Source organism: Streptomyces sp. WI03-4A, assembly GCF_033792105.1.
Lineage (GTDB): Bacteria > Actinomycetota > Actinomycetes > Streptomycetales > Streptomycetaceae > Streptomyces > Streptomyces collinus_A.
Genome location: NZ_JARAUO010000016.1, coordinates 128,289 through 153,647, shown reverse-complemented (window position 1 = coordinate 153,647; position 25,359 = coordinate 128,289). Strand labels below are relative to the sequence as shown.

Here is a 25,359-nt window from a genome sequence, read left to right as displayed (position 1 = left end):
CCCGGCGAGGGCGGCCACCGAGCCGCCCCGCTGCGCCGCCGTGCCCGCGACGACGACGCTCTGCTCCGGGAAGACGGCCGCGCCCGACAGCCGGTGCAGGGCGAGCAACAGCCGTTCGAGACGGGCGGCGTAGGCGTGTTCCAGACCCAGGGTGCCGGAGAGCCAGGCCAGTTCGGGCCTGATCTCCTCGGACCAGTCGGCGTCCAGCAGCGGGCGGAAGGTGTGCAGGCTGCCGCTGATCCGGCGGGCCGAGCGGCGCAGCGCCCGGGCCGCGTCGACGGTCTCCTGCGCGCCGTTGGCCGTGCCGCCGCCCGTCTCGCGGTGCAGGCGCAGCGCGCGCAGGAACTCCGTGGCCTGGGCGCGCAGGTAGACCGCGAGCGCGTCCCCCGTCACCTCCGGGGCCCCGGGGTCCGTCGGGTCAAGGTGTTGCTGTGCCACGCCGGCGCCTCCGGGCGTCTATGAGCATCTCCTGGACGTTGCGCAGTGGCTGTCCGTCCGCGTCGGTCGCGTGCCGGGTCCACTCGCCGTCGGCGCCGAGGTGCCAGGAGGCGGTGGTGTCGGACATGCCGGTGTCGAGCAGCCGGTTCAGGGCCGCCCGGTGGCCGGGGTCGATGACCCGGACCAGGGCCTCGATCCGGCGGTCGAGGTTGCGGTGCATCATGTCGGCGCTGCCGATCCAGACCTCGGGTTCGCCGCCGTTGCCGAAGGCGAACACCCGGGAGTGCTCCAGGAACCGGCCGAGGATCGAGCGGACCCGGATGTTCTCCGACAGGCCCGCGACGCCCGGCCGGACGGCGCAGATGCCCCGCACCCAGACGTCGACCGGCACGCCCGCCTGGGACGCGCGGTAGAGCGCGTCGATGACCGCCTCGTCGACCATCGAGTTGACCTTGATGCGGACGAAGGCGGGGCGGCCGGCGCGGTGGTGCTGGACCTCCTTGTTGATCCGGGCGACCAGGCCGTCCCTGAGCGACTTGGGGGCGACCAGCAGACGCCGGTACGTCTCGCGGCGTGAGTAGCCGGAGAGGCGGTTGAAGAGGTCGGAGAGGTCGGCGCCCACCTGCGGGTCGGCGGTGAGCAGGCCCAGGTCCTCGTACAGCCGGGCCGTCTTCGGGTGGTAGTTGCCCGTGCCGACGTGGCTGTAGCGGCGGAGCGTCTCGCCCTCCTGGCGGACCACCAGGGACAGCTTGCAGTGCGTCTTCAGGCCGACCAGGCCGTAGACGACGTGGCAGCCGGCCTCCTCCAGCTTGCGCGCCCACTTGATGTTGGCGTGCTCGTCGAAGCGTGCCTTGATCTCGACCAGGACGAGGACCTGCTTGCCGGACTCGGCGGCGTCGATGAGGGCGTCGACTATGGGGGAGTCGCCGGAGGTGCGGTACAGCGTCTGCTTGATGGCGAGCACGTCGGGGTCGGCCGCCGCCTGCTCCAGGAAGGCCTGCACGGAGGTGGAGAAGGAGTCGTACGGGTGGTGCAGCAGCACGTCCCGGGCGCGCAGGGCGCCGAAGATGTCCGGCGCGGACGCCGACTCGACCTCGGCCAGGTCGCGGTGGGTGCCCGCGATGAACTTCGGGTACTTCAGCTCGGGGCGGTCGAGGCTGTGGATGCGGAAGAGACCGGTGAGGTCCAGGGGACCGGGGAGCGGGTACACCTCGGCCTCGGAGATCTTCAGCTCGCGCACGAGGAGGTCCAGCACCTCGCGGTCGATGGACTCCTCGACCTCCAGGCGCACCGGCGGCCCGAAGCGGCGCCGCATGAGCTCCTTCTCCAGGGCCTGGAGGAGGTTCTCGGCGTCGTCCTCCTCGACCTCCAGGTCCTCGTTGCGGGTGAGCCGGAACGCGTGGTGCTCCAGCACCTCCATGCCCGGGAACAGCTCCTCCAGGTGCGCCGCGATGACGTCCTCCAAGGGGACGTACCGGCCGGGCGCGGCCTCCAGGAAGCGGGAGAGCAGCGGCGGTACCTTCACGCGCGCGAAGTGCTTGTGGCCGCTGACCGGGTTGCGCACGACGACGGCCAGGTTCAGCGACAGGCCGGAGATGTACGGGAACGGGTGGGCGGGGTCCACGGCCAGCGGGGTCAGCACCGGGAAGATCTGGTGCCGGAACAGGGTGAACAGACGGGCCTGTTCCTTCTCGGTCAGCTCGTTCCAGCGGACCAGGTGGATGCCCTCCTCCGCGAGTGCGGGGGCGACGTCCTCGTGGTAGCAGGCGGCGTGCCGGGCCATCAGCTCGCGCGAGCGGGCCCAGATCATCTCCAGCACCTCGCGCGGCTGGAGGCCGGAGGCGGAGCGGGTGGCGACGCCGGTGGCGATGCGGCGCTTCAGGCCGGCCACCCGGACCATGAAGAACTCGTCCAGGTTGCTGGCGAAGATGGCGAGGAAGTTGGCACGCTCCAGCAGGGGCGTGTCGGGGTCCTCGGCCAGTTCAAGGACGCGCTCGTTGAAGGCGAGCCAGCTGCGTTCCCGGTCGAGGAACCGACCCTGTGGCAGCGGTGCCCCGTCGCTCGGCGCTTCCTCGTACATGTCGAGGTCGGCGTCGAGGTCGGGTTCGAGATCGGACACCGCCGCGGACACGGCATGCTGGCGGTGCGCGGCTATGGAGCCCACGGAGGGCTGGACGTGCTGGACCTCTGCCTGGGTGTCTTGCTGACTCATGAACCCATTCTTCCGCGCCAGGGGCGAGACAGGCGCGTCGGAACGTGCGGGCGGGAGCTTCACGGCCCCGTTCCCCGCGGGCCCCTCGGGGGGCGGCGAAGGCTCTGGCACGGCGGGCTTCATTGGCCGAGCGTCGCAAGCCCGTCTGAATCGATGGTTACGGAGACATGACGTCCCGGCTATCGGGGGGCGGCCCCCGGGGTGCGCCCCTGCCCCCGTGGCAGGGGCGCACCCCGGATGCCGGGTCAGCCGGCCCGGCGGCGCAGCAGCAGGCAGGCGGCCGTGGTGGCCAGCGCGGTCAGGGCGAGGACCATGCCGGTCGCCGCGAGGTGCAGGGGCCAGAAACCGGGCAGCGCGCCGCGCAGCGGCTGCCACGCCTCGCGCAGGTACAGCCGGAGCGCGAGCGTCGCCGCGAACGCCGTGACCAGCGCGGGGAAGGTGCGGCGCAGGGCCAGTCCGGCGAGCACGCCGGTGGCCAGGGCGCACAGCACCAGCGCCGGGAGCAGCGGGCCGCGCGGTACGAAGACGCGGTCCCAGGTCCAGTGGGTGACCAGGTCGTCCCCGTCGGTGGTCCACACCCAGCCGAAGGCCAGGGCGAGCACGCCGCTGCCGGCGAGCAGGGGCACGGCGGCCGTGGTGAGCTGGGCCGCGAGCCAGCGGGCCGGGGAGGCGGCCTGGGACCAGGCCAGCCGGGCGGTGCCGGACTCCAGCTCGCGGCCGATCAGCGCGGCTCCCGCCCAGGCGGCCACCGCGCAGGGGGCCCAGGTGAGAGCCTCGCCGAGGAAGTTCATGACGTTGTTGACGTCGGTGAAGGCGGTGTAGGTGCACACGGCGCCCGGGCGGTGGAAGCAGATCCGGTCCCGGGGTGCGCCGGAGAAGTGCACCCACAGCAGTTCGCCGAGAGCGAGGAGGACGAAGGCGGCCCACAGCAGCAGCGCGGGGCGGTGCAGCCGCAGCGCGGTGCGGGGCAGGCCCTGGAAGGCGGCGCCGGTCATGCGGAGGTCTCCCCGGTCCGGGGCCCGGCCAGGCGCCGCAGCACCAGGAACGAGCCGAGTACGAACAGGCCGGCCACGGCCAGCAGCAGCGCGGTCGTGACGAGTTGGAGCGGCCAGTAGTGGGCGTAGGGGTGGTAGGCCTTGAACTGGCCGACGGCGTGCGCGTAGGCCGCGTCGCAGTCGGCGGTGGAGACGCAGTGGGGCAGCGGCAGGTGTGCCCCGCTCCTGGTCACCAGGCCCTCCTCGACGACGATGCCGGTGCCCGGCGCCCCGCTGTCGAGGCCGCCGACCGAGGTGACGGCCGGCCACAGGTGGGGCATCAGCGCGTGGGCCAGCGCCCAGACGCCCGCGGTGGCCAGCGTGCCGGCGACGAGCGCGGGCAGCGTGCGGCGCAGCAGCAGGCCCGCCAGGACGCCGGCCGCGAGCCCGGCGAGGGTCAGGCCGGCGACGGTGGGCCCGTTGGCGTAGAAGGTGCCGAAGTCGGCCCAGCTCTTGGCGGTGTCGATGTGGCCCCGGCCCGCGGTCCAGACGCGGTGGTGCAGCCAGAACAGCAGGCAGGTCCCGGTGGTGACGGCGGCGGCCGGGACGGCCAGCCGGACCGCGAGCCAGCGGGCCGGGGAGGTGCTCTGGGCCCAGGCGAGCCGGGCGGTGCCGGACTCCAGTTCCCTGCCGGTCAGGGCGGCACCGGCCCAGGCGGCCACCACGAGCGGCAGCGCGTCCAGGGCGGTGGTGGCGTAGCCGTACCAGTCCTTGTAGCGCAGGATCGCGTCCTGGTCGTAGGCGCACTTCGGGGCGAAGCCGCAGGCGTCGTACTGCCGCCAGCCCGCCGCTGCCGCGTCGGTGAGCGGTCCGGCGAGCCACAGCAGCAGGGCGGCCCCGAGGACCGCCAGGCCGGTCCAGGCGAGGAGCGCCGGCCGGTGCAGGCGCAGCAGCCAGCGGATCAGCCGGGGCCGTGCCGTGGCGGGCCGGACGGCGGCCGGGGCGGTGGCGGCGCTCACGCGGCGTCCTCCTTGCGCGCGGCCCCGGCGGGGGTGAGGGCGGGGGCCTGCGGGTTGCGCAGATGGGCGAGGACGAGTTCCTCCAGGGAGGGGGCCGAGGAGCGCAGCTCGCCGGCGAGCGGGCCGGCGGGCCGGATCAGCGCGGAGAGCTGGCGGCCGGTGACCCGGGACTCGACCACGGTGTGCGGGTCGAGGGCGGCGGAGTCGGCGGGGCCGCTGACGCGCAGGTGGGCGGCGAGCAGGTCGTCGAGCTCGCCGGCCAGCCGGATCCGGCCGCCGCCGACCAGCAGCAGGTGGTCGCAGGAGTCCTCCAGCTCGGTGACGACGTGCGAGGACATCACGATGGTGGTGCCGTACTGGGCGGCCTCGGCCATCAGCGTGCCCATCAGCTCGTGCCGGGCCAGGGGGTCGAGGTCGGCCATCGGCTCGTCCAGGAGCAGCAGTGCGGGCCGCTTGCCGAGCGCGAGGGCGAGTGCGACGCGGGTGCGCTGTCCGCCGGACAGGGAGCGTATGCGTGCCTTGGGGTCCAGGTCGCCGGCGGCCACGATCCGCTCCGCGGTGGCCGTGTCCCAGCGCCCGGGGTTGAGGTCGGCGCCCATCCGGAGCGTCTCGGCGACCGTGAGCTGCGGGTAGAGCGGCTTGTCCTGGGCGACGAAGCCCACCCGGGCACGGGATTCGGCGGGGGTCCGGCCGAGCACGGTCAGCCGGCCCTCGGTGGGCGGCAGGAGCCCGGCCGCGAGGGCGAGCAGGGTCGACTTGCCGGCGCCGTTCGGGCCGACGACGGCGCACACCCGCCCGGTGGGCAGCCGGAAGGCGCAGTCGCGCAGGGCCCAGCCTCCCCGCCGGCCGAAGCGCTTGCCGAGGCCGTCGGCCTCGAGAGCCGTGTCGCTCATGAACGTTCTCCCTGGAAGTGCTTGTCGAGTACGGCGGTGAACAGGGCCGCCACGTCGTCCCGGTCGAGCCCGGACTCCGCGGCCCGCGCCGCCCACGCGTCCAGCTCCGCGCGCAGCGGCGAGTCGGCGGGGGCGGCACCCAGCGCGCGCCGGACGAAGGTGCCGAGCCCGCGCCGCGCCTCGACCAGGCCCTCGCGTTCGAGCTCGCGGTACGCCTTGAGGACGGTGTTCGGGTTGATGGCGGTGGCCTCGACGACCTCGCGGGCCGTCGGCAGCTTGTCGCCCGGCCGCAGCAGGCCCAGACGGAGGGCCTGCTTGGTCTGCTGGACGATCTGGACGTAGGTGGCGACCCCGCTGTGCCGGTCGATGCGGTATTCGACCACGCGTTGAACCACCCTTTCACTAATTGAGTAGTGAAAGGGTGGTCCAAGAGAGGGGCGGCCGTCAAGTCGGCCGCCCCTGAGCGGGCGTCTGTCCGGCCGGGTCAGGTCTCGGTGCGGTACATGAGGTCGGTCTCGTGCGTGCGGAATCCCAGCCGCTCGTACACCGACACCGCGGCCGCGTTGTCCGCGTCGACGTACAGCATCGCCGTGGGCAGCCCCTGGGCCGCCAGATGGCGCAGGCCGACGGTGGTCAGGGCCTTGCCGAGGCCGCCGCCCTGCTCGCCCGGCCGGACCCCGAGCACGTACACCTCTCCGAGCCCCTCCTCCGCGTGCACCTTGGTCCAATGGAAGCCGACCAACTCCCCGCGCCGCTCGGCGAGGAAGAACCCGGCCGGGTCGAACCACGGCTCGGCCTTGCGGTCGTCCAGGTCGCGCTGGGTCAGCCCGCCCTGCTCGGGGTGGTGCGCGAAGGCGGCCGCGTTGACGGCCAGCCAGGCCGCGTCGTCCTTGCCCGGCACGAAGGCGCGCACCGTCACGCCCTCCGGAAGCCGCGGCTCGGGCAGCTCGAGGTCGGTCAACGAGCGGCGCATCTGCCGCAGTTCACGAAAGAGCGTCAGGCCGAGGACCTGGGCGAGGTGCCGGGCGGCGGAGTGCCCGCCGTGCGCCCACACCCGCAGCCGCTTGCCCGAGGCGGCGAGCAGGGCCGAGCCCAGCGCCCGACCGTGGCCGTGCCCGCGGTGCGCGGGGTGGACGACCAGCTCGGCGGCCGGCGCCTCCACCGGGTCGGTGTCCTCCAGCTGGGCGTAGCCGACGAGTTCGTCCCCGACGGTCAGCACCAGGTGGGAGACGCCCTCGCGGGCTCCGCCGCGCAGTTGCAGCCGCCCCTGCTCGGACACCGGCTGCTGACCGTCGACGTGGGCGGCCTCGGCGAGCATTCCGAGCACGGCCTCGGCCTGGTCCGGGTCGAGTGCGGAACGGGTCTCGATGGAGCGGGAGGGGAAGGGCCGTAGGGTGTCGTCGCTGCTCATGCGTACGAGGGTACGGGGCGGCCGGGGCGAAGTGCCGACAGCGCAGCGGGTGCGCAGGGGGTAAAGGGACCGGCAAAGGTAAACCAGGATGTAACCACGAACCCCCTGTCGCGCTACGCGCGTTGACCTTAGGCTTCGCGGCTGACGACCCACTCGCCACAGCCGACCCACAGGGGGGTCCATGCCAGCCGCACCCCGGCGCACCAGACGCCGTAGGTACGCGTTCCTCGGGACGACCGCCGCTCTCGCGACGGCCGCCGCCCTGACCGCCGCGCTGCCCGCACAGGCGCACACCGGTCACGGCGGGCACCAGCACCCGGGCCGCTACCAGGACGTCCAGCTGCTGTCCTTCAACGACCTGCACGGCAACCTCGAACCGCCGTCCGGTTCCTCCGGCCGGGTCACCGAGCAGCAGCCGGACGGCACGACGAAGACGATCGACGCGGGGGGCGTCGAGTACCTCGCCACCCACCTCCGGCAGGCCCGCCAGGGCCACCCGTACTCGGTCACCGCGGCCGGCGGCGACATGGTCGGCGCCTCCCCGCTGCTGTCCGGCCTCTTCCACGACGAGCCGACCATCGAGGCGCTCAACAAGCTCAGGCTGGACGTCACCTCGGTCGGCAACCACGAGTTCGACGAGGGCGCGAAGGAACTGGCGCGCCTGCAGAACGGCGGCTGCCACCCGACGGACGGCTGCTACACGGACAAGAAGTTCAAGGGCGCCGACTTCCCCTACCTGGCGGCCAACGTCCTCAACGACAAGACCGGCAAGCCGATCCTGAAGCCGTACTGGGTCTGGAAGAAGAAGGACGTCAGAATCGGCTTCATCGGGGTCACGCTCGAAGGCACCCCGGGCATCGTCTCCGCCGACGGCGTCAAGGGCCTGAAGTTCAAGGACGAGGTCGAGACGATCAACAAGTACGCCAAGGTGCTCCAGCGCCAGGGCGTCCAGTCGATCGTGGCCCTGATCCACGAGGGCGGCTTCCCGGCCTCCGGCTCCTACAACTACGACTGCGACGCGGGCGGCGCGGGCACCGGCATCTCCGGCCCGATCGTGGACATCGCCAAGAACGTCACCCCGGCCGTCGACGCCCTCGTCACCGGCCACACCCACAACGCGTACGTCTGCGACATCCCGGACCCGTCCGGCCGCCCCCGCATGGTCACCTCGGCCGCCTCCTTCGGCCGGCTCTACACCGACACCACGCTGACCTACGACCGCCGCACCGGCGACATCGCGCGCACGGCCGTGAAGTCGGCGAACCGCGTCGTCAGCCGTGACGTGCCCAAGGCGCAGGACATGACGGACCTGATCGGGCGGTGGAACACCCTGGCCGCCCCGATCGGCAACCGTGCCATCGGTTACATCTCCGCGGACATCGGCAACACCGGCACCGAGTCCCCGATGGGCGACCTGATCGCCGACGCCCAGCTCGCCTACGGCAAGGAGCTGGACCCGAGGACCAGCCTGGCGCTGATGAACCCGGGCGGCGTGCGGGCCGGGCTCACCTACGCGGCCAAGGGCGCCGAGGGCGACGGTGTGGTCACCTACGCCGAGGGCTTCACGGTCCAGCCCTTCGCCAACACCGTGAACCTCCAGGACTTCACCGGCGCCCAGCTCGTCCAGGTGCTCAAGGAGCAGGTGAGCGGGGCCAACGCGGCCGCGCCGAAGATCCTCCAGCCGTCGGCGAACCTGACGTACACGCTGGACATGACGAAGTCCGGCGCCGACCGTGTCGTCACCGACTCGATCCGCCTGAACGGCGCCCCCGTCGACCCGGCGGCCACCTACCGCGTCGCCACCAACAGCTTCCTCGCGGGCGGGGGCGACGGCTTCCCGACCCTCGGTACGGGCACCGGCGACCTGGTGGGCGTGGACGACCTGACCGCGCTGGAGAAGTACCTGACGGCGAACTCGACGGCGTCCTCACCGATCGCGCCGCCCGCGGCGAACCGGATCACCATCGTGCGGTGACGGCGGCGGGGCGCCCGACCGGCCGCCCCCGCGGCTCGCGAACGACCCCGAGAGACGTCTCTCGGGGTCGTTCGGCGTCCGGCGCGGGACTACGGGACCGTGGGGACCTGGGACTCCCAGCGCCAGTTCAGCAGGGCGGCGAGGGCGGCGAAGGTGCCCAGGGGTATCCACAGGAACAGCAGCGGCGTCGGCGGGTGGTCCGTGGTGATCAGCAGCACGACCCACACCAGGAACCCGCCGCCGAACGCGACGAGCCCGCCCGTGACCGCCCGTTCCCACGCCTTGCGGTGCCCGGACGCGCGCCGGATCCGCGCCTCGGTCTCCGGCCGCCGCTCGAACGTCATGCCGCGGTGCCGGGCGGCGGCCTCGCGCAGCGCGGCGATCTCGGCGTGCGGGTCGGTCACCTGCCAGTCGTCCAGGTGCGGCAGCAGGAACCGGCGCCCGCCGCTGTCGTACACGTAGGTGAGGCAGGTGCGGGCCGGCGGCTTGGCCCTCGGCACCGGCACGGCCCGGATGTCGTAGACGTCCCGCCAGGCCAGGCTGCGCGAGGTGACCGCCCGCCGCAGGGTGATCCCGCGGACCCCGACGAGGGTGCGGCCGCGCCACGTGTACAGCGCCACGCGCGCGAACACCAGGACCCAGAACCCCAGGAGCGGCATCCAGGACCAGCGCGGCAACAGGTGGCCGTGCGCCATCCGGTAGACGCTCTCCAGTCCCATCAGTCCCGTCGCGAGGAAGACCGCGCGCGGTGTCTTCCTCCGGCTGCGGTACTCGCGCTCGATCCCGGCCCCCCGCACGTCCACGCCCCACCGCTCTCTCCCCGGGTCTCCCCGACGCCGGTGCGCAGGATCGTAGCCCCGCCGGGGGCCCGCCGCCGAGGGTTGTCGCGCGGCCGGTTACGGGGTCTCCGGCGGGGCGGTGGGTGCGCCGGGCAGCCGTACCGTCGCTACGGTCCCGCCGCCCTCCGCCCGTGCCAGGGACACCTCGCCGCCCGCCTGCTGGACCGTGCGGGCGACGATGGACAGGCCCAGGCCGGAGCCGGGCAGGGCGCGCGCGCTCGGCGAGCGCCAGAACCGGTCGAAGACGTAGGGGAGTTCGTCCTCGGGGATGCCGGGTCCGTGGTCCCGTACCGTCAGCACGCCCTCGCTCAGCCGCACCTCGATCGTGCCGCCCTCGGGGCTGAACTTCACCGCGTTGTCGAGGACGTTGACCACGGCCCGTTCCAGGGCGGAGGGCTCCGCCCTGGCGTACCAGGGCTCCAGGTCCGCGATGATCGTCAGCTCCGGGCCGCGCAGCCGGGCCCGGCGCAGGGCCGACTCCACGGTGTCCTGGAGGGAGACCACCTGGACGCGTTCGCCGCGCTGGCCCTCCGAGCGGGACAGCTCCTGGAGGTCGCCGATGAGCGAGGCCAGCTCCGTCATCTGCGCCTTCACCGAGGCGAGCAGCGCCTTGCGGTCCTCGGGCGGCAGCGGGCGGCCCGTCTCCTCGCTGCGGGTGAGCAGTTCGATGTTGGTGCGCAGCGAGGTCAGCGGGGTGCGCAGTTCGTGTCCCGCGTCGGCGATCAGCTGCTGCTGGAGGTCGCGGGAGCTGGCCAGGGAGGAGGTCATCGAGTTGAAGGACCGGGAGAGCCGGGCCACCTCGTCCTCGCTGTCCTCCTCGACGGGGATGCGGACGCTGAGGTCCTCGGTGCGCGCGACGTGTTCGACGGCCTCGGTGAGCTTGTCGACGGGGCGCAGCCCCGCGCGGGCCACCGCGAGCCCGGCCGCCCCGGCGCCGATCACCCCGATGCCGGAGACCAGGAGGAGGATCAGGGCGAGGTCGTTGAGCGTGTTCTCGGTGTTCTTCAGCGGTACCGCGACGAGCAGGGCGGTGTCCGGGTACGCCTGCGGCGGGGTGACGGGACCGGTGGTGACCGAGAGGGGGGCGGTCATGACGCGTACGGCGTTGCCGTCGGAGTCGGTGCCGTTGCGCAGCACGCCCTCGCCGCTCGGGTCGCTGATGACGGCGGTGTCCGCCGAGGTGGTCCGCACCCGGCCCGCGGAGCTGGAGGAGACGCAGGCGGTGCCGTCCGTCTTGACCAGCTCGACGTAGTAGTAGTTGCCATGGGTGCGGAAGCCGCCGAGACCGGACTCGCTCGGCTTCTGCGGACACGAGTCGAGCGCGCCCGCCACGTCGTTCAGCCGCTGCGGCACCCAGGCCTTGCGCAGCTCGGCGTTGATCTGGTCGTACAGCTTGCTCTGCACGATGAACCAGCAGGTCACCGAGACCGCGGCCACGGCGAACGCCACCGCCGCCGCCACCAGCATGGCGAGGCGGGTCCGGATCGGCAGGGCCCGGTACCGGCGGGTGGGGCTCTTCACTCCGCGCCGCCCTGCCGCAGCACGTAGCCCACGCCCCGGACCGTGTGCACGAGCCGCGGCTCGCCGCCGGCCTCCGTCTTGCGGCGCAGGTACATGACGTAGACGTCCAGGGAGTTGGACGAGGGCTCGAAGTCGAAGCCCCACACCGCCTTCAGGATCTGCTCGCGGGTCAGCACCTGGCGCGGGTGGGCCATGAACATCTCCAGGAGGGTGAACTCCGTGCGGGTGAGCTCGACCTGGCGGCCGGACCGGGTGACCTCCCGGGTGGCGAGGTCCATGCGCAGGTCGCCGAAGGTCAGCGCCTCGTCCTCCTGGGCCTCGGGCGACACGGTGGCCGCGTAGGAGCTGCGGCGGAGCAGGGCGCGGATGCGGGCGAACAGCTCGTCCAGCTCGAAGGGCTTGACCAGGTAGTCGTCGGCGCCGGCGTCGAGTCCCGTCACCCGGTCGCCGACCGTGTCGCGGGCGGTGAGCATGAGGATCGGGGTGGTGTCGCCGGTGCCCCGGATGCGGCGGGCGGCGGTCAGGCCGTCCATCCGCGGCATCTGGATGTCCAGGACGACCAGGTCGGGCCGGTAGGCGGCGGCCTTGTCCAGCGCGTCCGAGCCGTCGACGGCGACCTGCGTGTCGTATCCCTCGAAGGCGAGGCTGCGCTGGAGCGCCTCGCGTACGGCGGGCTCGTCGTCGACGATCAGGATGCGCTGGGTCTCACGGTCGCCTTCGGCGGGGCTCATCGCTCGCGGTTCCTCGGGGTGCGGGGACGGGGGTCGGGGTGTCTCTCAGCGTCGCATGTTTCCCGGCCGGCGGGCACGAGCGACGGCTCAGACCCCGAGTGCCGCCAGACCGCCGACCGCGGTGAGGCGGCACAGCGGGACCTTGCGGCGGTGCGGGCGGTCGGCGGAGGTGCGCAGCCCCATCAGCTCGGGGACCGCCACCTCACCGGCGCGCGGGGCCGGGTCCGGGGCGTGCAGTTCGTGGGCGACCGCGAGGGCCAGGGCGAGGGCGGCCGGACCGGTGCCGGTGCCGGCGTCGTGCGCAACCTGCTGGATCATGACGTACTCCCTTTCGCCGGCGCCGGGGCTCAGCTCGTGGAGCCGGCCCGCAGCTTGGCCAGGTCGGACTTGACGGTGTTGACCGGGATCGCGAAGCCGAGGCCGATGCTGCCCGCGTCGGAGGACGACGAGGACTGCGAACTCGACGAGTACATGGCCGAGTTGATGCCGATGACATGGCCGCTCGCGTCGATCAGCGCACCGCCGGAGTTGCCGGGGTTGAGCGAGGCGTCCGTCTGGATCGCCTTGTAGGTCGTGGTGGAGGAGCCGGTGTCGCCGTTGAACTGGCGGCCGCCGAACTGGAACGGCCACTGCCCGTCGCCGCCGTCCTGGCCCTGTCCCTGGTTCTCGTCGGTGGAGACGGTCACGTCCCGGTCGAGCGCGGAGACGATGCCGCTGGTGACGGTGCCGGTCAGGCCCTCGGGGGAGCCGATGGCGACGACCGTGTCACCGACCTGGACCCCGGAGGAGTCGCCGAGCGAGGCGGTCTTCAGGCCGGAGGCGCCCTTGAGCTCGACCAGCGCGAGGTCCTTGGAGCTGTCGGTGCCGACGACCTCGGCCGGGTAGGTCGTTCCGTCGCTGGTGCGCACCTTGACCGAGGAGGCGCCGGAGACGACGTGGTTGTTGGTGACGATCTCACCGCCGGACGTGATGATCACGCCCGAACCGGTGGACGAGCCGTTGGCCAGGGTCGCCTGGACCTCGACCACGCTCGGGCTGACCGCGGCGGCGATCGCGGCGACGTCGCCCCGCTTGCCCGTCGGCACCACGGCGGTGGTCGTGCCGGCGGAGGCGGCGGTGTCCTTGCCGGTGAGCTCCTGGAAGGCGTAGGCGGTGCCGCCGCCGACGGCGGCCGCGACGATCGCCACCGCAGCGAGCATGGCCACCGGGCCGCGGGTGCGCTTCTTGTGCGCGACCGGTCCCGGCTGCGGGGTGCCGGCCGGGGCCGTCGGCGGCTCGTAGGAGGGCGGCGGCGGCCACTCGGGGTTCACGGGAGCGGAGTGGCTGGGCTGCTGAGCGTACGGACCCTGCGGGCTGCCGTGGCCGGTGGGATTGCCGTACTCGTACTCGTACTCGTCGCTGCGGCGCATGCTCTCGGTCATGGCTTGAGCATGTCCCGCCACCATGAGAGCTGCCTGAGTGCTCCCTGAGAAGCCCGGCAGAACCTCGTTCGTCCCTGATGAAGACAGAGCGAGGGCCTCTGCGAAGACGGGGCTCAGGCCTCGCAGCCGCAGCTGGTGCGGACCACCAGCCGGGAGGGGAACGTCTTCAGGCGCTCACGCCGGGAGCCGGCGACCCGCAGCCCGTCGTCCAGGACGAGGTCGACCGCCGCCCGGGCCATGGCCGAGCGGTCCGAGGCGATCGTGGTCAGCGGCGGGTCCGCGAGCGCCGCCTCCTTGATGTCGTCGAACCCGGCCACCGCGAGCTCCCCGGGCACGTCGATGCGCAGCTCGCGCGCGGCCCGCAGGACGCCGATCGCCTGGTCGTCGGTGGAGCAGAAGACCGCGGGCGGCCGGTCGGGACCGGAGAGCAGGTCCAGGGCCACCCGGTAGGCGTCGTAGCGGTTGTACGGCGCCTCGAAGAGCCGGCCCTCGGTGGGGATGCCCGCCTCGGCCATGGCCCGCTTCCAGCCCTCGACGTGGTCGGAGACCGGGTCGCCGACGGCCGGCGTGTCCGCCGTGCCGCCCATGCAGGCCACGTACTCGTAGCCGTGCTCCAGCAGGTGGCGGACGGCGAGCTGGGCGCCGCCCAGGTCGTCCGTGACCACGGCCACGTCGTCGATGGCCTCCGGGCGCTCGTGCAGCAGCACCACCCGGGCGTCCCAGGCGTCGATCTCCGCCGCGGCGAGGTCGTTCAGGGCGTGGCTGACGAGGATGAGGCCGGAGACCCGCATGCCGAGGAAGGCGCGCAGGTAGTGGACCTCGCGTTCGCCGATGTAATCGGTGTTGCCGACGAGCACCATCTTCCCGCGCTCGGAGGCGGCCTGCTCGACCGCGTGCGCCATCTCCCCGAAGAAGGGCTGGCGGGCGTCGGGAATGATCAAACCTATGAGGTCGGTGCGCCGGGACGCCATCGCCTGGGCGACCCGGTCCGGGCGGTACCCCAGTTCCTTGATCGCGGCGAGGACACGCTCGCGCGTGGCCGGGGCGACCGGCCGGGGTCCGTTGTTGATGACATAACTGACGACGGCGGTGGAGGTCCCCGCCAGCCGTGCCACATCATCCCGAGTCACCTTGGCCACGCGCGGAGTCTACGCGGATGGACCCGCGCTGGGCAGGGCAAACCGAAGCTGACTGTGCGGTAGCAATGCCTTGCCGAGGAGCCCGCTACGCGTCCGCGTGCAGCTCCACTCCGTCCAGCACGGCCGAGGCGTCCGCATCGTCCGCCTTTGCCCGTTCCGCCTTGGCCCTGGAGTCCTCGCCGGACCGGTCGCCCTTCTCGGGCGTAACGAATCGATAACCGACGTTCCGGACGGTTCCGATCAGCGACTCGTGCTCGGGGCCGAGCTTGGCGCGCAGCCGCCGTACGTGCACGTCCACGGTCCGGGTGCCGCCGAAGTAGTCGTAGCCCCACACCTCCTGCAGCAGCTGGGCGCGGGTGAAGACCCGGCCCGGGTGCTGGGCGAGGTACTTGAGCAGCTCGAACTCCTTGAAGGTCAGGTCCAGGACCCGGCCCTTCAGCTTGGCCGAGTAGGTCGCCTCGTCCACCGAGAGGTCGCCGTTGCGGATCTCCATCGGGGAGTCGTCGTTGACGATCTGCTGGCGGCCCATGGCCAGCCGCAGCCGGGCCTCGACCTCGGCCGGGCCCGCGGTGTCCAGCAGCACGTCGTCGACGCCCCAGTCGGCGGTGACGGCGGCCAGGCCGCCCTCGGTGACGACGAGCAGGAGCGGACAGCCGGGACCGGTGGAGCGCAGCAGCTGGCACAGGCTGCGCACCTGCGGCAGGTCGCGGCGGCCGTCGATCAGGATGACGTCGGCACCGGGGGTGTCGACGAGGGCGGGGCCCTCCGCCGGGGCGACCCGCACGTTGTGCAGGAGCAGGCCGAGCGCGGGGAGCACCTCGGTCGACGGCTGGAGGGCGTTGGTCAGGAGCAGCAGAGAACTCATACGTCTGGTTCCTCCTCGGTCCCTGCGGTACGTGACTGCTCTGCGATCCAGAAGGCCCCGTACAGCCGCGGTCGCCCGCGCCGTATACAACGCTTCCGAAAGCACAAAAGGACCCGGGGGCTGCGCTGCCCGAGTCCTCTGCCCAGCAGAATAGCCCACATGAGCATCCGTCCGGCAGGTCGAGAGACGCGTTCCACCGTTCGTCCGAATGACGAGACCGGCAGACGGGTTCCTATCAGGACGTTCCTGCGCACAACCGACGGCGTTCCGGTCGATTCCGTATACGACCCGGGACCGGTCGTATACGAAGCATCACCGGACGCCTCCCCGGCCCCCTCCGGTGGCACGGTCTTCGTGGTCGCCCACGGCTTCACCGGGGACGTGGACCGGCCGCACGTGCGCAGGGTGGCGGACGCGCTCACCCGGTACGGCGCCGTCGTCACCTTCTCCTTCCGGGGCCACGGCGCCTCGGGCGGCCGGTCCACGGTCGGCGACAAGGAGGTCCTGGACCTGGCCGCGGCGGTGGAGTGGGCGCGTGGCCTCGGGCACACCCGCGTGGTGACCGTCGGCTTCTCCATGGGCGGTTCGGTCGTGCTGCGGCACGCGGCCCTGTACCCGGGCACGGTCGACGCGGTGGTCTCGGTCAGCGCTCCCGCGCGCTGGTACTACCGGGGCACCGCCCCCATGCGCCGGCTGCACTGGCTGGTGAGCCGCCCCGGGGGACGCCTGGTGAGCCGCTACGGCCTGCGCACCCGCATCCACCACCGGCAGTGGGACCCGGTGCCGCTCTCCCCGGTGCAGGCGGTCCCGATGATCGCGCCGGTCCCGCTGCTGGTCGTGCACGGCGACCAGGACGGCTACTTCCCGCTCGACCACCCGCGCACGCTCGCCGAGGCCGCCGGTGAGCACGGCGAGCTGTGGGTGGAGGCCGGCATGGGGCACGCCGAGAACGCGGCGGACGAGGCGCTGCTCGCCCGGATCGGCGACTGGGCCGTCCGGCCGCCGCGGAGCGGGCGGGAGGCATGACGGGCCCGCGGGCCCGGTGGCTTAGCCTGACAGCGTCCGTCCCCCTTCCGTCCGCCGTCGATTGAGGAACCAGATGCCCAAGGTCACGGTCCGCTACTGGGCCGCTGCCAAGGCCGCGGCCCAGGTCGCCGAGGAGCCGTACGACGCGGCGACCCTCGCCGACGCGCTCGCCGCGGTGCGCGAGCGACACCCCGGTGAACTCACGCGCGTCCTGCGGCGATGCTCCTTCCTCGTCGACGGTGACCCCGTCGGAACCCGCGCGCATGAGACGGTACGGCTGGCCGAGGGCGGCACGGTCGAGGTGCTCCCGCCGTTCGCAGGAGGATGAGGCGATGAGCGACCAGCCGTACCAGGGCGGGCCGTACGAGGGGTACGACGGGCACCAGGCGTACGACCCCTACCGCGACCCGGCTCACCAGCAGCACCAGCAGCACCAGCAGGCCCAGCAGCACCAGCCGTATCAGGACGGCCACCAGGCGCAGCCGCACCAGCAGCAGGCGGCGCAGCCGTGGCCCGGTGAGGCCCAGGCGGGTTACGGCCAGGACGGGCACGAGCCGTACGGGCAGCAGCCGTACGCCGAGCCGTACCCGCAGGCCGGCTACGACCCGCAGCACACCCAGCAGTGGCAGGGCCGTACCTGGGAGACGCAGTCCCAGGCGCAGGTGCGGGGGGCCGAGACGGCGTACCTGCCCCCGCAGGAGCCGTACACCCCGCCCGCTCCGGCCCCCGGGCCCCAGCCGCACCAGGCGCCGGAGGCCACCGCCGGGCCGGAGACCACCGCCGAGCCGGAGGCCGGCCCCGAGTACGGGCCCGCCACCCTCGCCGGGAACTCCCGGATCACCGACGCCCAGCGGGCCCGCCTGGAGGGCCGTTCCCCGATCATCGACCCCGGCATGCAGCCCGCGCTGCTCACCGCCGGGCTCGGCCTGCTGCTCGCCGTGACGGCCCCCCTCGGCTCGTACGCCCTCGTCGTGCCGCTGGTGCTGCTCCAGGCCGTGACCGCCGCCGGCTGGTTCCGGCTGAACGGCATGTGGCCCGCCCGCCAGGGCATCGCCCTGGCCTTCCTCGGCGCGCTCACCGCCGACGTGGCGGTCCTGGCCGCGGGCCGCGCGCACGCGCCGGTCGCGATCCTCGGCCCGCTCGGCGTCTGGGTCCTGCTGTCGCTGGTCCTCCAGCTGCGCTCGCACGCCTCCCCCGACGAGCGCATGTACGGCCTGATGGCGACCGTCGCCTCCTCGTCCCTCGCGGTCCTCGCGACGGGCTACCTGGCCGCCGCACCGCACGCGGTGTCGGTCGGCGCGGCCGCGGTCGCCGTCGCGGTCCTCGCCCGCGCCCTGCCGCTGCCCACCCCGGCCTCGCTCGTGGTCTCGCTGCTCGCCGCCGCCGGCGCGGGCATCGCGGTGGGCGGCATGACCGGCTTCGGCACCAAGGGCGCCGCCCTGGGCGCGGCCGCCGCGGTCTGCGCGCTGGTCGGCCACCGGGTGGCCGCCTACGACTACCCCTCCCGCTTCGTCCACTTCACGGCGGGCGTGGCGCTGCCGCTGGCGGCGGCGGCGCCGGTGGTGTGGGTCCTGGGACGCGCCCTGGGCTAGGGCCCGTGCGCCGGCCCTCCTCGGGGCCGGCCCGGGCCCGGCCCGCCGCGGCCGCCCTGTCACAAGTGATCCACAAAACCTCCCGGCCGCTCCCCGCAGGGTTACCGTGACGTAGCCGTACACCACTGCCGACCCGGGGGAACTCCTCATGCGCGCCCTGCGAATACTCCTGATCCTCGTCGTGATCCTGGGCGGCCTGTTCGTGATCGCGGACCGGGTGGCCGTGCACTTCGCCGAGAACGAGGCCGCGGACAAGCTGCGGAACACGGAGAACCTGGCGTCCACCCCGGACGTGGACATCAAGGGCTTCCCCTTCCTCACCCAGGTCGCGAGCGGCTCCCTGGACGACGTCCAGGTCGGCATCAAGGACTACGAGGCGGCCACCGGCACCGGCGGCGAGACCATCCGGATCGACGACCTCACGGCCGACATGAAGGGCGTCGACTTCTCCGGCGACTACAGCTCCGCGACCGCCTCCACCGCCACCGGCACCGCGACGATCGCCTACGACGAACTGCTGAAGACCGCCAAGTCCCAGCCGACCGAGGTCGCGCCGGGCGTCACGGCCCGCGTCGTCGGCCTCTCCGACGGCGGCAACGGCAAGATCAAGGTCGCGGTCGACGCCACCGTGCTCGGCACCAAGCTGCCCAAGCCGGTCTACGTCCTCAGCTCGGTCACCGTCGAGAACGACAAGGTCAAGGTGCAGGCGGACGCCCTCCCCAAGCTGGGCGGCGCCGCCATCGCCGAGGGCCGCATCCGCCAGATCACCGACTTCCAGCAGGCCATCGACCAGCTCCCCGGCGGCATCAAGCTGGACAAGGTGCAGGCCGCCCCGGACGGCGTGGAGATCAGCGTGAAGGGTTCGGACGTCAAGCTCGCGGGGTAGTCGGGCGGGGCAGCCACGGGGCCGGTGCGGGACCGGCCGGAGGACGGGGAAGGACCGCCGGTGAACGGCGGACGTCCGACAGGCGAGACGCCCGCGTCCGCACCGCAGAAGCCCTGACCGAGACATGCGCCCGGTGGCCGTCGAACGACGCCCCGGGCGCTTTCGCATCCCAGTATCCGGACGATCCCGTCTCAGGATGCGACACGCCGGTGACACGCCCGCCCGTACGTCCCTACGATCGTGGCCATGAAGCGACAGGCGGACCTCACGAAGCGGCGGGCAGTGGACCTGTGCCGCGTTGCCGCCATGCTCTGTCGCCCCTTCTGACTCCGAGCGGACGCCCACGCGCCTCCGCGTCTCTCAGCCGCCCTGCGTCAAGGGCACCCGTGTGACCGCTCGCCTTCCGAGTGAGCGCGCACCTTCTCTATCTGCACGCCCCGCCGTAACTGCCCCGGAGGAGAAAGAGCATGAGCCGCAGCGACGTCCTCGTCGACGCAGACTGGGTCCAGGACCACCTGGATGACCCGAACGTCGCCATCGTGGAGGTGGACGAGGACACGTCCGCCTACGAGAAGAACCACATCAAGAACGCGATCCGCATCGACTGGACCAAGGATCTCCAGGACCCGGTCCGCCGTGACTTCATCGACCAGGAGGGCTTCGAGAAGCTCCTGTCGAAGAAGGGCATCGCCAACGACACGCTGGTGGTCCTCTACGGCGGCAACAACAACTGGTTCGCGTCCTACGCCTACTGGTACTTCAAGCTGTACGGCCACGACGGCGTCAAGCTCCTCGACGGCGGCCGCAAGAAGTGGGAGCTGGACGCCCGCGAGCTGGTCGACGGCAGCGAGGTCCCCGAGCGCGCCACGACCGACTACAAGGCCAAGGCGCAGGACACCTCGATCCGTGCCTTCCGCGACGACGTCGTCGCCGCGATCGGCGCGCAGAACCTCGTCGACGTCCGCTCGCCCGACGAGTTCTCCGGCAAGCTGCTCGCCCCGGCCCACCTGCCGCAGGAGCAGTCGCAGCGCCCGGGCCACGTGCCCACCGCCCGCAACATCCCGTGGTCGAAGAACGCCAACGACGACGGCACCTTCAAGTCGGACGAGGAGCTCAAGGCGCTCTACGCCGACGAGGACGTGGACCTCGCCAAGGACACGATCGCCTACTGCCGCATCGGTGAGCGCTCGGCCCTGACCTGGTTCGTCCTGCACGAGCTGCTCGGCGTGGAGAACGTCAAGAACTACGACGGCTCCTGGACCGAGTACGGCTCCCTCGTCGGCGTGCCGATCGAGCTCGGCGCCGGCAAGTAACCCACCCGACCGACCTTCCCGGTCAGACCCCTCAGGAGAGACACATGTGCGGAGCGAAGGCCGGCGGCCCGGACGCCTCGACGATCAAGCCCGGTGAGACGACCATCCAGGGCCAGGTGACCCGCGACGGCGAGCCGGTGACGGGCTACGTCCGGCTGCTCGACTCGACGGGCGAGTTCACCGCGGAGGTCCCCACCTCCGCGACGGGACAGTTCCGCTTCTACGCCGCCGAGGGCACCTGGACGCTGCGCGCCCTCGTCCCCGGCGCCACCGCCGACCGCACGGTCGTCGCCCAGCAGGGCGGCCTCGCGGAGGTCGCGATCGCGGTCTGAGCAGGTTCAGCGCGTCCGAAGGGCCGCACCCACCGGGTTGGACGCCTCGGGGTGCGGCCCTTCGGCCTGTCCCGCCCCGCCCCGTCCGTGGTGAGGCCCTTCGGCCCGGGCCGACCTACCCTGGACTCATGTACGCCCGGCGGCGGCACCTGTACTTCGCCATGATGGGGATCTGCATCGGCCTCTTCGTCCTGGCCTGGGCCGTCGTGCGCCTCTGGTCGGTGCCGGCGGCGGTCGGCATGTGCGTGGCCGCCATGCTCATCCCGCCCGTCGCCGCGATGGTGGCCAACCGGCGCGGCCCGGAGGACCGCTGGTGGGACGACCCCTCGGGCGACCCGGAGTCCGACGAGTGGTGGGACGAGCTGGACGGCAAGAAAGGCCCCCGCTCGTAGCAGTCCCCGCTCCTGGCGGCCTCCGCTCCCGGCGGCCCCGGCTCAGTAGACGAGCGCCTGTGTCTCGTCGCCCAGGGCCTCCTGCACGAAGACCTGTGCGCCCGCGATCCGTACGCCCTCCAGGACGTCCTTCTCGGTGATCTCGCGCCGGGCGGCGCACTGCGTGCACAGGGTGACGCGGCCGGCCGCGAGGATCGAGTCGAGCAGGTCCGGCAGCGGTGCGGCGTGCGGCAGCTCGAACTCGGCGGCCCGCCCCGGCAGCGCGAACCACGAGGACTCCCCGGTCAGCCACAGCGAGACCTCGACCCCACTGGCCACGGCGACCGCCGCCACCGTGAACGCCTGCGAGCAGCGCTCGGGGGCATCGGCCCCCGCCGTCACCTTGATCACGAGCTTCTTCGCCATGCCCGAATCGTAATCAACGCCGCCGCAACTCCGGCCCCCGGCCATGAGTCACCTGTGAGGCGTGGATGCGGAATCCACGCCTCACGTTCTGTTGGGGGGCGTCTTGGAAGAAGTGGAAGAGCCGGAAAGACTCGAAGAACCGGAAGGGCCGGAAAGACTCGAGGAACCGGAAAAGCCGGAGGAGCCGGAAGGAAGACCCGGCGCGGCGGGGGTGTCCCGCCGGCGGGGCCGTACGGCCCGTCTGGTCGGTGCCGGTGCCCTGCTGGGGCTGGTCGCCGGGACCTGTGCCGGATACCTCGTCCAGGCCGACCGTGCGCCCACGCAGCCGCCGCCGCTCTCGCAGCCGGTGATCAAGCAGGCCAAGGGCACGGCCGAGCCGCTCTCCGCCGCGCAGGACCGTCAGGTCAAGACCGACGGCGACCTGCGCAAGCTCCTGCTCGACCGGCCGCGCGGCACCCGCGAGGCGACCTGGCTGCCCCACGACGGCTGGCTGCAACTGTCCGCCTACGCCGGCTACCTCCGTGACTCCGGCGAGAAGTTCAGCTCGCTCGCGACGGACCGGTTCCGCCGCGCGGCCGTCACCGGCTGGAAGTTGGGCACCGCCGCCACCGTCGACATCCGGCTGGTCCAGTACCGGCAGGAGGACTCCATGGCGGCGGCCGATGCCACCCACAACATGGAGAACGACGCGGAGTCCGACACCGTGGCCGACAGCTCGGCCGTCCCCGGCACCGGTGACGGCATGGCGTACGTCCACCGGCGGCCGGTCGCCGACTTCGGGGCGAAGTCGCTGTACATGGCCGAGGCGTACGCCTGGCGCGGTGACATAGCGGTGGAGATATGGATCTACAGCGCCCAGCCGATCGCCGAGAAGACGATCAGGGGCCTGGCCCAGCGGCAGATGGAGCGGCTGTGAGCGAAACCCAGATCGCGCCGGACGAGCCGGACGAGCCGGACGAGCCGATCGTGGCGAACGAGCCGAGCGAGTCGAGCGAGCCGAAAGCGTCGGACGAGTCGAGCGAGCCGAGCGAGCCCAGCGAGGCGAACGGGTGGAACGAGCCGACGGAGCCGGCCGAGCCGGTCCGGCGCCGGAACCGGGTCGCCGCCGTCGCCGGCTCCGTGCTGCTCGCCGCGGCCCTCGTCGCCGGCGTCGGGTACACCGTCGTGACCGTGCGCGGCGCCGACCGCGACGCCGGCGCGCCCACCTGGAAGTTCCCCCGGGCGGCGGCCGACGAGGACAAGGCGGCGCCGCGGCACGGGCTCGCCGGGATGCTCGTGCCGTACGGGACGGGCACCTGGGTCCGCGGACCCGACATCAAGGAGTTCGGCTCGGACGTGGAACTCGACGGCGCCCAGGCCGCCGCGCTGCGCAAGGACTCGGTGAGCGGTCTGCCCCGCTCCCTGCGCAAGCCGCTGGAACAGCAGATCGACCGGCAGCACATCACAGGCATGGCGATGCGCAGTTACTTCAGCGACAAGACCGAGGCCTACCTGTGGAACGAGGAGGTGTTCTCGGTGGAGATCACGCTGTCCCGGATGGGGGACGCGGGCGCGGCCCGCAGGATCAGCACGTCGACGAACGCCCTGCTCCAGAAGCTCGGCGCCTTCCGGGCGGGACCGAGGATCAAGGGGTACGCGGACGCCAGGTGCTTCCGCTCGCCCAAGGGCTCCGACGAGGACGTCCGCGAGGCGTTCTGCTCGGCCTACGTGGGTGACGTCCTGGTCACCGCCACCGCGTCCGGCCCGGGGTCGTTCGACGGCACCGGAGTCGCCCGGCTCCTGCGCACCCAGCTCGACCGGATCGCCGAGCCGGGAGCGGCCGTATGAGCGAGCAGCCGACGACACAGCCCACCGTGCCGCAGCCCGTGGCACCGCAGCCCACCGTCCCGCCCGGGCCGCCCGAGCCGCCGCCCGCCCCGGCCGGGGACCGCCGCGTCCTGCGGGCGGTGCTGCGCTGGACCGCCGCCGTCGTGGCGTTCGCGGTGGTCGGGGCGGGAACGGCGTACGGGATCACCCGCGTGGAGCGGACGGACGTACCCGGGCTCGCCACCGCCCCGGACGGCCGCTGGGACTACCCGGAGCTGACCCGGCCCCCGCTGCCCGCCGGCAGCCCGTCGCCCTTCACCGACTCCAACGAGGCGGGCGCCCACTACGCCGACCTGCGCGCCCTGGTGCTGCCCGCGCCCGAGGGCGCGAAGGAGGACAAGGCGCTGCGGGGCCGGGACGGCTGGCTGGCCACCAAGGAGTACCTCGCCGAGTACGCGCTGAAGGAGGACCGGGACGAGCTGCGCCAGAAGCTCGTCGACACCGGTCTGCGGCACATCGCGGCCCGCGGCTGGACCACGCCGGACGGCACCCGGACCCGGGTCTACCTGCTCCAGTTCGGCACGGCGAACGTCGTGGAGAACGAGTTCGCCAGCGACAACGTCGCCTACAGCGCCCCCGGCCACCAGGTGCGCGGCGCCGGCACCTCCGTCTTCGACGAGCACTTCCCCGACGCCGCCACGGTCTCCGGGACCGAGCGCACCGCCTACGTCGAGACGAGGCCGTACGGCGCCGAACAGGTCCGCCAGGCCTACGTCGCCGCCGGGGACGTCTTCGCGGTGGTCCTGCAGTCCCGCAGGGGCACCGCACCGGCGATCCCCTTCCGGCAGACGGTCACCCTGCAGAGCCAGCTGCTCGGCTGACCGGTGGCGGAGCCCCGAGGGCCTACCTCGGAAGGAGCCCGGGGCCCGGGCCGCGTAAGCTGGGCCCCGGCTCTGTCGTACGCCCACCCTCGCTCAAGGAGCACCCGTGGAGATCTTCTTCGAAACCCTGCTGGTCCTGGTCTGCGTCGGCGTTCTCGCCTTCGCCGGACTGACCGTGAAGAAGCTGTACCAGGGCCAGCGCTGAGCATCCCCGAAGAACCGACCAGGAACTTTCCCTCATGATCGAGATCCCGTCCGACCTCCACAAGGACCTCGTCCCGCTGGCCTTCCTGCTCGGCAACTGGGCCGGTGCCGGCGTCCATGACTTCCCCGGCTCCGAGAAGTGCAACTTCGGGCAGGAAGTCACCTTCACCCACGACGGCCGGGACTTCCTCGAGTACCGCTCGCACACCTGGGTCCTGGACAACGAGGGCAACAAGGTCCGGCCCCTGGAGTCGGAGTCCGGCTTCTGGCGGATCGACGCCGACCGCAAGGTCGAGGTGACGATGACCCGCGATGACGGCGTCATCGAGATCTGGTACGGCGAGATGGCCGACAAGAAGCCGCAGATCGACCTGGTCACCGACGCGGTGGCGCGTACGGCGGCGTCCCAGCCGTACACCGGCGGCAAGCGGCTGTACGGCTACGTCAAGAGCGACCTCATGTGGGTCGGCGAGAAGCAGACCCCCGAGGTCGAGCTGCGCCCCTACATGTCGGCCCACCTGAAGAAGGTCGTCACCCCCGAAGAGGTCGAGCGCTGGGCGAAGGCCCTGCCCGACGATATGCCGGACGACGGCATCGCGTTCTTCAAGTAGGCCCCGCACCGGGTGGCTCTAGACTTTCCGGTGTGGTGAGCACCGACTGGAAGAGCGACCTCAGGCAGCGCGGCTACCGGCTGACGCCGCAGCGGCAACTCGTGCTCGAAGCCGTGGACACCCTGGAGCACGCGACCCCCGACGCCATCCTCGGCGAGGTGCGCAAGACCGCGTCGGGGGTCAACATCTCCACCGTCTACCGCACGCTGGAGCTGCTGGAGGAGCTGGGCCTGGTCAGCCACGCCCACCTCGGCCACGGGGCGCCCACCTACCACCTCGCCGACCGGCACCACCATCTGCACCTGGTCTGCCGCGACTGCGAGAACGTCATCGAGGCGGACGTGGAGGTGGCCGCCGACTTCACGGCCAAGCTGCGCGAGCGGTTCGGTTTCGACACCGACATGAAGCACTTCGCGATCTTCGGCCGCTGCAAGGACTGCTCTCTGAAGAGTTCAACTACCACGTCGTAGGCT

The 25,359-nt window shown here is 72.5% G+C and carries 29 protein-coding genes; 14 read left to right on the top strand and 15 right to left on the bottom strand.

The window, feature by feature from the left end:
- From PV343_RS18775 to mshD, 7 genes are all read right to left on the bottom strand, one after another.
- Positions 1-438: CHAD domain-containing protein (locus PV343_RS18775; protein WP_319148077.1), on the bottom strand; the 438-nt coding region annotated here is incomplete at its 3' end.
- The gene (locus PV343_RS18770) at positions 419-2,773 is read right to left on the bottom strand and encodes an RNA degradosome polyphosphate kinase (RefSeq protein WP_387956082.1); all 2,355 of its coding nucleotides are present in this window, start codon (positions 2,771-2,773) and stop codon (positions 419-421) included. The genes PV343_RS18770 and PV343_RS18775, both read right to left, overlap by 20 nt.
- Positions 2,774-2,895: 122 nt before the next feature.
- Entirely contained in the window at positions 2,896-3,645 is a 750-nt protein-coding gene (locus tag PV343_RS18765) for a hypothetical protein (RefSeq protein ID WP_319148075.1), read from the bottom strand.
- Positions 3,642-4,643: an ABC transporter permease gene (locus PV343_RS18760; RefSeq protein ID WP_319148074.1), complete on the bottom strand. Its 1,002-nt coding sequence runs from the start codon at positions 4,641-4,643 to the stop codon at positions 3,642-3,644. The genes PV343_RS18765 and PV343_RS18760 overlap by 4 nt, the downstream gene beginning before the upstream one ends.
- On the bottom strand, positions 4,640-5,536 hold the full coding sequence (locus PV343_RS18755) for an ABC transporter ATP-binding protein (RefSeq protein ID WP_319148073.1): 897 nt from the start codon (positions 5,534-5,536) through the stop codon (positions 4,640-4,642). Before PV343_RS18755 ends, PV343_RS18760 begins: the two co-directional genes overlap by 4 nt.
- Positions 5,533-5,919 carry a GntR family transcriptional regulator gene (locus tag PV343_RS18750; protein WP_020940891.1) on the bottom strand — a complete coding sequence of 129 codons (387 nt, stop codon included), beginning with the start codon at positions 5,917-5,919 and terminating at the stop codon, positions 5,533-5,535. The genes PV343_RS18755 and PV343_RS18750 overlap by 4 nt, the downstream gene beginning before the upstream one ends.
- A gap of 101 nt (positions 5,920-6,020) precedes the next feature.
- Positions 6,021-6,947 (bottom strand): mycothiol synthase, encoded by a 927-nt coding sequence (gene mshD, locus PV343_RS18745; protein ID WP_319148072.1) that lies wholly within the window; start codon positions 6,945-6,947, stop codon positions 6,021-6,023.
- A 181-nt stretch (positions 6,948-7,128) separates the two neighbouring features.
- On the opposite strand from mshD, the gene PV343_RS18740 reads away from it, so the two are divergent.
- Positions 7,129-8,922, top strand: coding sequence for a bifunctional metallophosphatase/5'-nucleotidase (locus tag PV343_RS18740; protein ID WP_319148071.1), 1,794 nt, complete (start codon positions 7,129-7,131; stop codon positions 8,920-8,922).
- Between the two features lie 89 nt (positions 8,923-9,011).
- Here the strand turns inward: PV343_RS18740 and PV343_RS18735 are convergent, their stop codons facing one another.
- The 7 genes from PV343_RS18735 to PV343_RS18705 all read right to left on the bottom strand — a co-directional run bounded on the left by PV343_RS18735 (position 9,012) and on the right by PV343_RS18705 (position 15,438).
- Positions 9,012-9,725: a PH domain-containing protein gene (locus tag PV343_RS18735; protein ID WP_319148070.1), complete on the bottom strand. Its 714-nt coding sequence runs from the start codon at positions 9,723-9,725 to the stop codon at positions 9,012-9,014.
- Positions 9,726-9,818: 93 nt separating this feature from the next.
- Complete coding sequence (locus tag PV343_RS18730; RefSeq protein WP_387952854.1) at positions 9,819-11,282, bottom strand: sensor histidine kinase; 1,464 nt, start codon at positions 11,280-11,282, stop codon at positions 9,819-9,821.
- The gene (locus tag PV343_RS18725; RefSeq protein ID WP_319148069.1) at positions 11,279-12,013 is read right to left on the bottom strand and encodes a response regulator transcription factor; all 735 of its coding nucleotides are present in this window, start codon (positions 12,011-12,013) and stop codon (positions 11,279-11,281) included. The genes PV343_RS18730 and PV343_RS18725 overlap by 4 nt, the downstream gene beginning before the upstream one ends.
- 87 nt (positions 12,014-12,100) lie before the next feature.
- On the bottom strand, positions 12,101-12,331 hold the full coding sequence (locus PV343_RS18720) for a hypothetical protein (RefSeq protein WP_319148068.1): 231 nt from the start codon (positions 12,329-12,331) through the stop codon (positions 12,101-12,103).
- A gap of 29 nt (positions 12,332-12,360) precedes the next feature.
- On the bottom strand, positions 12,361-13,434 hold the full coding sequence (locus PV343_RS18715; protein ID WP_319148067.1) for a S1C family serine protease: 1,074 nt from the start codon (positions 13,432-13,434) through the stop codon (positions 12,361-12,363).
- 113 nt (positions 13,435-13,547) lie between these two features.
- A complete protein-coding gene (locus tag PV343_RS18710; protein ID WP_319148066.1) occupies positions 13,548-14,573 on the bottom strand; it encodes a LacI family DNA-binding transcriptional regulator in 1,026 nt (341 codons plus the stop codon).
- An 85-nt stretch (positions 14,574-14,658) separates the two neighbouring features.
- Entirely contained in the window at positions 14,659-15,438 is a 780-nt protein-coding gene (locus PV343_RS18705; RefSeq protein ID WP_319148065.1) for a response regulator transcription factor, read from the bottom strand.
- A 159-nt stretch (positions 15,439-15,597) separates the two neighbouring features.
- On the opposite strand from PV343_RS18705, the gene PV343_RS18700 reads away from it, so the two are divergent.
- From PV343_RS18700 to PV343_RS18670, 8 genes are all read left to right on the top strand, one after another.
- Positions 15,598-16,464 (top strand): alpha/beta hydrolase, encoded by an 867-nt coding sequence (locus PV343_RS18700; protein ID WP_319148064.1) that lies wholly within the window; start codon positions 15,598-15,600, stop codon positions 16,462-16,464.
- Between the two features lie 73 nt (positions 16,465-16,537).
- A complete protein-coding gene (locus PV343_RS18695) occupies positions 16,538-16,792 on the top strand; it encodes a MoaD/ThiS family protein (protein ID WP_020940881.1) in 255 nt (84 codons plus the stop codon).
- A gap of 4 nt (positions 16,793-16,796) precedes the next feature.
- Positions 16,797-18,056, top strand: coding sequence for a hypothetical protein (locus tag PV343_RS18690; protein ID WP_319148063.1), 1,260 nt, complete (start codon positions 16,797-16,799; stop codon positions 18,054-18,056).
- A gap of 148 nt (positions 18,057-18,204) precedes the next feature.
- Complete coding sequence (locus PV343_RS18685; protein WP_319148062.1) at positions 18,205-18,942, top strand: DUF2993 domain-containing protein; 738 nt, start codon at positions 18,205-18,207, stop codon at positions 18,940-18,942.
- 246 nt (positions 18,943-19,188) lie between these two features.
- Positions 19,189-19,269, top strand: coding sequence for an Ms5788A family Cys-rich leader peptide (locus tag PV343_RS40425; protein WP_350751515.1), 81 nt, complete (start codon positions 19,189-19,191; stop codon positions 19,267-19,269).
- Between the two features lie 140 nt (positions 19,270-19,409).
- Positions 19,410-20,255 (top strand): sulfurtransferase, encoded by an 846-nt coding sequence (locus PV343_RS18680; RefSeq protein WP_319148061.1) that lies wholly within the window; start codon positions 19,410-19,412, stop codon positions 20,253-20,255.
- 44 nt (positions 20,256-20,299) lie between these two features.
- The gene (locus PV343_RS18675; protein WP_020940877.1) at positions 20,300-20,587 is read left to right on the top strand and encodes a DUF1416 domain-containing protein; all 288 of its coding nucleotides are present in this window, start codon (positions 20,300-20,302) and stop codon (positions 20,585-20,587) included.
- 128 nt (positions 20,588-20,715) lie between these two features.
- Positions 20,716-20,979, top strand: a complete 264-nt coding sequence (locus PV343_RS18670; RefSeq protein WP_319148060.1) for a DUF3099 domain-containing protein — start codon at positions 20,716-20,718, stop codon at positions 20,977-20,979.
- 42 nt (positions 20,980-21,021) lie between these two features.
- Here the strand turns inward: PV343_RS18670 and PV343_RS18665 are convergent, their stop codons facing one another.
- Positions 21,022-21,384, bottom strand: a complete 363-nt coding sequence (locus PV343_RS18665; protein WP_133921900.1) for a DsrE family protein — start codon at positions 21,382-21,384, stop codon at positions 21,022-21,024.
- 211 nt (positions 21,385-21,595) lie between these two features.
- Between PV343_RS18665 and PV343_RS18660 the strand changes: the two genes are divergently transcribed.
- The 5 genes from PV343_RS18660 to PV343_RS18640 all read left to right on the top strand — a co-directional run bounded on the left by PV343_RS18660 (position 21,596) and on the right by PV343_RS18640 (position 25,356).
- Positions 21,596-22,300 carry a hypothetical protein gene (locus PV343_RS18660; RefSeq protein WP_319148059.1) on the top strand — a complete coding sequence of 235 codons (705 nt, stop codon included), beginning with the start codon at positions 21,596-21,598 and terminating at the stop codon, positions 22,298-22,300.
- Positions 22,297-23,211, top strand: a complete 915-nt coding sequence (locus PV343_RS18655) for a hypothetical protein (RefSeq protein WP_319148058.1) — start codon at positions 22,297-22,299, stop codon at positions 23,209-23,211. Before PV343_RS18660 ends, PV343_RS18655 begins: the two co-directional genes overlap by 4 nt.
- Positions 23,208-24,071, top strand: a complete 864-nt coding sequence (locus tag PV343_RS18650) for a hypothetical protein (RefSeq protein ID WP_319148057.1) — start codon at positions 23,208-23,210, stop codon at positions 24,069-24,071. Before PV343_RS18655 ends, PV343_RS18650 begins: the two co-directional genes overlap by 4 nt.
- 239 nt (positions 24,072-24,310) lie before the next feature.
- Positions 24,311-24,886 (top strand): FABP family protein, encoded by a 576-nt coding sequence (locus PV343_RS18645; protein ID WP_319148056.1) that lies wholly within the window; start codon positions 24,311-24,313, stop codon positions 24,884-24,886.
- A gap of 32 nt (positions 24,887-24,918) precedes the next feature.
- Positions 24,919-25,356, top strand: a complete 438-nt coding sequence (locus tag PV343_RS18640) for a Fur family transcriptional regulator (RefSeq protein ID WP_319148055.1) — start codon at positions 24,919-24,921, stop codon at positions 25,354-25,356.
- Positions 25,357-25,359 lie beyond the last annotated feature (3 nt).